7 protein-coding genes are annotated in these 5,903 nt (G+C 67.9%); 2 read left to right on the top strand and 5 right to left on the bottom strand.

Going from position 1 to position 5,903, the window contains the following annotated elements:
- Window positions 1-162 precede the first annotated feature (162 nt).
- Window positions 163-651: a 2-oxo-4-hydroxy-4-carboxy-5-ureidoimidazoline decarboxylase gene (gene uraD, locus QOD90_RS13885; RefSeq protein WP_526350599.1), complete on the bottom strand. Its 489-nt coding sequence runs from the start codon at window positions 649-651 to the stop codon at window positions 163-165.
- A gap of 95 nt (window positions 652-746) precedes the next feature.
- Between uraD and QOD90_RS13880 the strand changes: the two genes are divergently transcribed.
- Both QOD90_RS13880 and QOD90_RS13875 read left to right on the top strand, forming a co-directional pair.
- Window positions 747-1,292 carry a nucleotidyltransferase family protein gene (locus QOD90_RS13880; protein ID WP_526350597.1) on the top strand — a complete coding sequence of 182 codons (546 nt, stop codon included), beginning with the start codon at window positions 747-749 and terminating at the stop codon, window positions 1,290-1,292.
- Window positions 1,293-1,414: 122 nt separating this feature from the next.
- Window positions 1,415-1,762 carry an Lsr2 dimerization domain-containing protein gene (locus QOD90_RS13875; RefSeq protein ID WP_526350595.1) on the top strand — a complete coding sequence of 116 codons (348 nt, stop codon included), beginning with the start codon at window positions 1,415-1,417 and terminating at the stop codon, window positions 1,760-1,762.
- Here QOD90_RS13875 and QOD90_RS13870 read toward each other — a convergent pair.
- The 4 genes from QOD90_RS13870 to QOD90_RS13855 form a co-directional block, all read right to left on the bottom strand.
- On the bottom strand, window positions 1,759-2,787 hold the full coding sequence (locus QOD90_RS13870; RefSeq protein ID WP_526350593.1) for a malate dehydrogenase: 1,029 nt from the start codon (window positions 2,785-2,787) through the stop codon (window positions 1,759-1,761). The two genes, QOD90_RS13875 and QOD90_RS13870, sit on opposite strands and share 4 nt — an antisense overlap.
- Complete coding sequence (locus QOD90_RS13865; protein WP_526350591.1) at window positions 2,784-3,116, bottom strand: hypothetical protein; 333 nt, start codon at window positions 3,114-3,116, stop codon at window positions 2,784-2,786. Before QOD90_RS13865 ends, QOD90_RS13870 begins: the two co-directional genes overlap by 4 nt.
- A 97-nt stretch (window positions 3,117-3,213) precedes the next feature.
- A complete protein-coding gene (locus QOD90_RS13860) occupies window positions 3,214-5,010 on the bottom strand; it encodes an acetyl/propionyl/methylcrotonyl-CoA carboxylase subunit alpha (protein WP_526350589.1) in 1,797 nt (598 codons plus the stop codon).
- A 100-nt stretch (window positions 5,011-5,110) separates the two neighbouring features.
- The gene (locus tag QOD90_RS13855; RefSeq protein ID WP_526350587.1) at window positions 5,111-5,764 is read right to left on the bottom strand and encodes a DUF998 domain-containing protein; all 654 of its coding nucleotides are present in this window, start codon (window positions 5,762-5,764) and stop codon (window positions 5,111-5,113) included.
- Window positions 5,765-5,903 lie beyond the last annotated feature (139 nt).

The following is a 5,903-nucleotide window of genomic DNA, read 5'->3' as shown; positions in this document are numbered from 1 at the left end:
GTCGGTGAGCGTGACGGCGACGCCCGCGGCGGGCTTGCCGGACATGGCGTCGAGGACGTGGGTGGAAAGGCTCATGTGGTCACCTTCTCCCGCGAACAGACGCAAACGGCCCTGTTTTGGCGCATTTGAGGGCCCTTTGCGTCTGCTCGCGAGGGGGTGGGGTCATGTCGGGGGCTCGCTCAGCAGCCGTGCCAGCCGCAGTCGGTTGATCTTGGCCAGCTCGCTGCGCATCACCCGTCGCTCGGTCTCGGGGTCGTTGTGAAGGCGGTCGGTGAGGATGGCCAGCAGTTCCTCGGCGGAACGCCCGTCGGCGCAGACCAGGTAGACGTAACCAAACCTCTGGTCGTACTCGGCGTTCTTCGCGGCCAACTCGGCCTTCACCGAGTCGGCGGCCGCAAGCACCGCGGCCTGCTCGCGAGCCGAGGATGCGTTGTCCACCTCGGCGCCGATCCGTGGATGGCCGTCCAGGGCCGCGTCGATCTCACCGTCGGGAAGCTCGGCGAGCACCCGATCGGCGCGCTCCAGCAGTGCGCCGACGTCACGGAACGGGCCGCCCGCAAGGACTCGTCGCGCCCAGACCGTTGACGAGCACGCCCCCAACAGCAGGTCCATTTGCTGGTCTTCCGTCAGCCGGGTGAAGCCGCCCGTCATCGAGTTCACGTCGTCGAGGCTAGTGGTGCCGGTGCGGGCCACGCGGCGACCGGGGCGGACATGGGTCAAGAATCGACCAGGTGGACGATGTTCGCATGTCGAGAAGTCGCAACGTCGCGGGCGTCTTGCTGGCCGCCGGGGCGGGTAGACGTTATGGGCAGCCGAAAGTCCAAGCGCATCAAGGGGAGTGGCTGCGTGCCGCGGTCGAGGCGCTGGCGGGTGGGGGATGTGACGACGTCGTGGTGGTGCTGGGTGCCGCCGTGCTCGACGTGCTTCCTCCCGCTCGCGCGGTGATCGCCCCCGACTGGGCGGACGGAATCAGCGCCTCGGTGCGCGCGGGACTGATTGCCGCAGGTGAGGCCGACTTCGCGGTGCTGCACCTGGTCGACACGCCGGACGTCGGCGCCGAGGTCGTCGCCCGGGTGCTTGGCGCGGCCCGTTCCTCGGCGTCGGGACTGGCACGCGCGACATACGGGGGACGCGTCGGTCACCCCGTGGTGATCGCGCAGCGGCACTGGGCCGCGCTCGCATCGACACTGCAGGGGGACCAGGGAGCGCGCCCCTTCCTGAAGGACAGGGCCGACGTGGTCGCGGTGGAGTGCGGCGATCTGGCGACCGGTGTGGACATCGACGAGCCATAGGCCGTCCAGCGGTGATATACAGGCTCAGTACGCGGACTGGGGATTCTGCGGACGGTGGTCGTACGCGGCCACTGGGGGGCTGGCGCTTCGCGGCGCCACGGGGCAGGGGGTGGTCATTCGCCATGGGAAAGAAGAAGGCCGTCAGGTCCGTCGATGACCTCGACGGTACGACGGCAGACCAAACGATCGAATTCGGCATCGACGGTCAGCTGTACGCCATCGAGCTGTCAACGGCGAACGCCGAGGTTCTGCGGAACACGGTCAAGGAGTGGGCATCCCACGCTCGCCGGGTCGGCGCGCCGCGGCAACGACACGTGGCGCGCGTCGATCCATGGCGCAAGCACGTCAGCGGTGATGAGCGGCTCGAAATCCGGGCTTGGTGCCACGACAACGGATACCGCGTCGGCAGGCGAGGTCCGCTCCCGTTCGGCGCGGTGGACGCCTTCCGAACCGCAACGTCCGGAGGCTAGAGCAGTCCGAGAGCGGCGACGGCCGCACGCTCGTCGACGAGCTCGGCCACCGACGCGTCGATGCGCGCTTGGGAGAACTCGTTGACCTCGAGGCCCTCGACGACCTGCCAGGAGCCGCCGACCGCGCGCACCGGCAGCGACGCCACGATGCCCTCGGGAATGCCGTAGACACCCGGTGAGGGCAGCGCCACCGACGTCCAGTCGTCGGCGTCCGTACCGTCCACCCAATCGCGGACGTGATCGATGGCGGCATTGGCCGCCGAGGCCGCCGACGACGTGCCGCGGGCGTCGATGATGGCCGTGCCCCGCTTGGCGACGGTGGGAATGAAGTCCGTCGTCAGCCAGTCGGTGTCGGCGGCGTACTCGTAACCTGGGCGGTCCCCGACGACGGCGTGGAAGATGTCCGGATACATGGTCGGAGAGTGGTTGCCCCACACCGTCACCCGCGAAACGGCGCTGACGTGCACGCCTGCGTGGGCGGCCAGCGCGGCGATGGCACGATTGTGGTCGAGGCGTGTCAGCGCGGTGAATCGTTCGGCGGGAACGTCCGGCGCATGCGCCGAGGCGACCAGGGCGTTGGTGTTGGCGGGGTTGCCGACCACCGCGATGCGAACATCCGACGATGCGCCGGCGTTCAGCGCGCGGCCCGCTTCGGCGAAGATCGACGCGTTGGCGGCCAGTAGGTCGGCGCGTTCCATGCCCTTGCTCCGAGGCTTCGCGCCGACGAGCAGCGCGACGTCGACGCCGTCGAACGCGCGCACGGGGTCATCGTGGATCTCCACGTCGCAGAGCAGGTCGAAGGCGCTGTCGACGAGTTCCATCACCACGCCCTCGGCTGCGCGGACCGCTGACGGCAACTCCAGCAGTCGCAGCGTGACCGGTACGTCGCGACCGAGCAGTGCGCCCGCGCCGATGCGAAACAGTGCGGCGTAACCGATCTGGCCCGCGGCGCCGGTGACCGTGACGACCTTCGGGCGGGCGGAGCTGGGTGGGCGGAGATTGGGCTTGGGCCCGGCGGCCGTCACGTTTCCACCCGAATGTTGAGGACCTCCGAGGCATAGCGGCGGACGGTCTCCTCGGACATGGCCGCGGCATCCTCGTGACCCGGCCGTGCCCGGCTCTTCATGAAACGCGATTCCAGGTCCAGCGTTACCTCGGCGAGCAGTTCCCCGGTGGTGGGTTCACACACCGCCCACGTATATCGGGTTTCGTCGGCCCAACCGTCCTCGGCCTCGTCGATGTAGTCGAGGTCGGTCTCCCCGAGGTCGGCGAGCGCCGGCCGGTCGTCCACGCGGTCGTCATAGCGCAGTCCGCGCAGGTACCACGTGCCGTTGTTGATCTCGACGGGTTCCACGTCTTCACGTCCTCCCGATACGCCGAAACTGCGGGGAGATCGCCCAACTCCAAGGAATCGCGATCTCCTCGCAGTCTCGAGGATGGTCTTGCGGCCGTTAGTCCTTGATCTCGGCGAGCACGGTGCCCTGCGTGACCGCGGCACCGGCCTCGACGGCGAGCCCGGTGATGGTGCCGTCCTTATGGGCGGTCACGGGGTTCTCCATCTTCATCGCCTCCAGGACGGCGATGAGGTCACCGGTGGCGACCTGCTGGCCCTCTTCGACGGCGACCTTGACGACGGTGCCCTGCATCGGCGCGGTGACGGAGTCGCCGGATGCTGCGGCACCACCCTGCGCGCCACGCTTGCGGGGCTTGGGCTTCTTGCGGATGGCACCGGCTGCCGCGCCGCCGCCCCCGCCGATCGCCAGGTCGCCGGGCAATGACACCTCGACTCGACGGCCACCGACCTCGACGACGACCTTCTGCCGGGGGAGGGTGTCCTCCTCGTCGAGGGGTGCGCCGGAGGTGAAGGGCTCGACGGTGTTGTCCCACTCGGTTTCGATCCACCGGGTGTGCACGGTGAAGCCGTTCTCGTCGCCGATGAAGGCGGGATCGGACACCACGGCACGGTGGAACGGAATGACGGTGGCAAGACCCTCGACGTTGAACTCGGCCAGCGCGCGGCGCGACCGGTCAAGCGCCTCGTCGCGGGTAGCGCCGGAGACGATCAGCTTGGCCAGCATCGAGTCGAACTGGCCACCGATGACCGAGCCGGTCTCGACCCCGGAGTCCAGTCGCACACCGGGACCGGTCGGCGGCTCGAACAGGGTGACGGGACCCGGCGCGGGCAGAAAGCCACGGCCGGCGTCCTCGCCGTTGATGCGGAATTCGAAGGAGTGGCCACGCGGCGTCGGGTCCTCGGTGATGTCGAGGGCCTCGCCGTTGGCGATGCGAAACTGCTGACGCACCAGGTCGATTCCCGAGGTCTCCTCGGTGACCGGGTGTTCGACCTGCAGGCGTGTGTTGACTTCGAGGAACGAGATCAGGCCGTCCTGACCGACGAGGTACTCCACGGTGCCCGCGCCGTAGTACCCGGCTTCCTTGCATATCCGCTTGGCGGACTCGTGAATCTCCTTGCGCTGCGCATCGGTGAGGAACGGGGCCGGGGCCTCTTCCACCAACTTCTGGAAGCGCCGCTGCAGCGAGCAGTCGCGGGTGCCCGCGACGACGACGTTGCCGTGCGTATCGGCGATCACCTGGGCCTCGACGTGGCGCGGCTTGTCCAGGTAGCGCTCGACGAAGCACTCGCCGCGGCCGAACGCCGACACGGCTTCACGCGTCGCCGAGTCGAAGAGTTCGGGGATCTCCTCGATCGTGCGGGCCACCTTCATGCCGCGACCGCCGCCGCCGAAGGCCGCCTTGATGGCGATCGGGACGCCGTACTCCTTGGCGAACGCGACGATCTCGTCGGCGTCCTTGACCGGTTCGGACGTGCCGGGCACCAGCGGGGCCTTCGCCTTGGCCGCGATGTGGCGGGCGGTCACCTTGTCACCGAGGTCGCGGATCGACTGCGGGCTCGGGCCGATCCAGATCAGCCCGGCATCGAGCACGGCCTGGGCGAAGTCGGCATTCTCCGAGAGAAACCCGTAGCCGGGGTGAATGGCGTTGGCGCCTGCCTTCTGGGCGGCGTCGAGGATCTTGCCGAAATCCAGGTAGGACTCCGCCGAGGTCTGGCCGCCGAGGGCGAAGGCTTCGTCGGCAAGGCGAACGTGCGGTGCGTCGGCATCGGGATCGGCGTAAACGGCCACGCTGGCCAGCCCCGCGTCCTTGGCGGCCCGGATCACCCGGACGGCGATCTCGCCGCGGTTGGCGACGAGCACCTTGGAGATCTTCGAGCTGGCGTGACTTGGCACTGCGCCTCCTGATGGCATGTCTCTAAGAAACCTCTTTAAGAATGTATCGGAGGCAGTTTAAGCCGAAGGTTGGAGTATCAAGTTAGGCGGTATCTGTTACTCACCGGTAGTGAATCTCGCCAGTTCTCCGGTGCCGGACCTCATTGAGAAGGAGGACGGCGGAGAGCATCTGCCACAGCATGACCGAATACACGCTGCCCCTCTCCCAGATTCCCAGGGACGGCGCCGCTGCGGGCTGGCTGAGGATCAAGAAGCTCAGGATCCCAAGAACGGCCAGAAGTACCGATGCCTTGCGATACCACCGCACGCCCACCAAACCAGCGACGACGGATGATCCGGCCACGATCGCGGCATTGCCCACGAAGATGGCCAGCAGCGCGCCCAGCCAGTGAAATCCGCTCATGTCGGTCGCCGGCGCACCAACGCCGAAGGGAACCGCTGCCACCAGAAGCATGCCAAGCGCATAGAACGCGGCCAAGACGCGAAACAGGCTGCGCCGACCGGTGGCGCTCGCGCGACCGGCGAGTATCGCCCCGACGAAGAAACCGACCCCCTGCACGCAGAGTCCCACGTTCATGACCGCGGCCAGCGGAGTCCACCCTGGTACACCGAGCTGACTGATGTAGTCGCTCACGTAGCTGTAGTCGTAGGGAGGCGCGACCGATGCCGCTGCGATGGCCTCGAAGACGAAGAACACCAGTGCCGCGGTCAGCCACAGGATCGCCGGGGTGGTGTTTGCCCGTGTGCTCGTCACTTCGACCAACTTAGATCATCCGCGAAAGGCCGATGGCCGGTCCCGGTCGGTCCGAGACGATCGCGCGGCAACCACTTCATTGAGTTCGCCGATTTCAGATCCGCCTTCGGCGACCTCTCGCCTACCCGGCCGAGGTCGA

It is taken from the genome of Mycobacterium sp., from assembly GCF_032161845.1.
Lineage (GTDB): Bacteria > Actinomycetota > Actinomycetes > Mycobacteriales > Mycobacteriaceae > Mycobacterium.
The sequence above is the reverse complement of the archived record's forward strand: the minus strand, read 5'-3'. Positions and strand labels throughout refer to the sequence as shown.

Coding starts and splice junctions, on each gene's coding strand:
- uraD (WP_526350599.1), bottom strand. CDS start 651: ATGACGGGCGGCTTCACCCGGCTGACGGAAGACCAGCAAATGGACCTG.
- QOD90_RS13880 (WP_526350597.1), top strand. CDS start 747: ATGTCGAGAAGTCGCAACGTCGCGGGCGTCTTGCTGGCCGCCGGGGCG.
- QOD90_RS13875 (WP_526350595.1), top strand. CDS start 1,415: ATGGGAAAGAAGAAGGCCGTCAGGTCCGTCGATGACCTCGACGGTACG.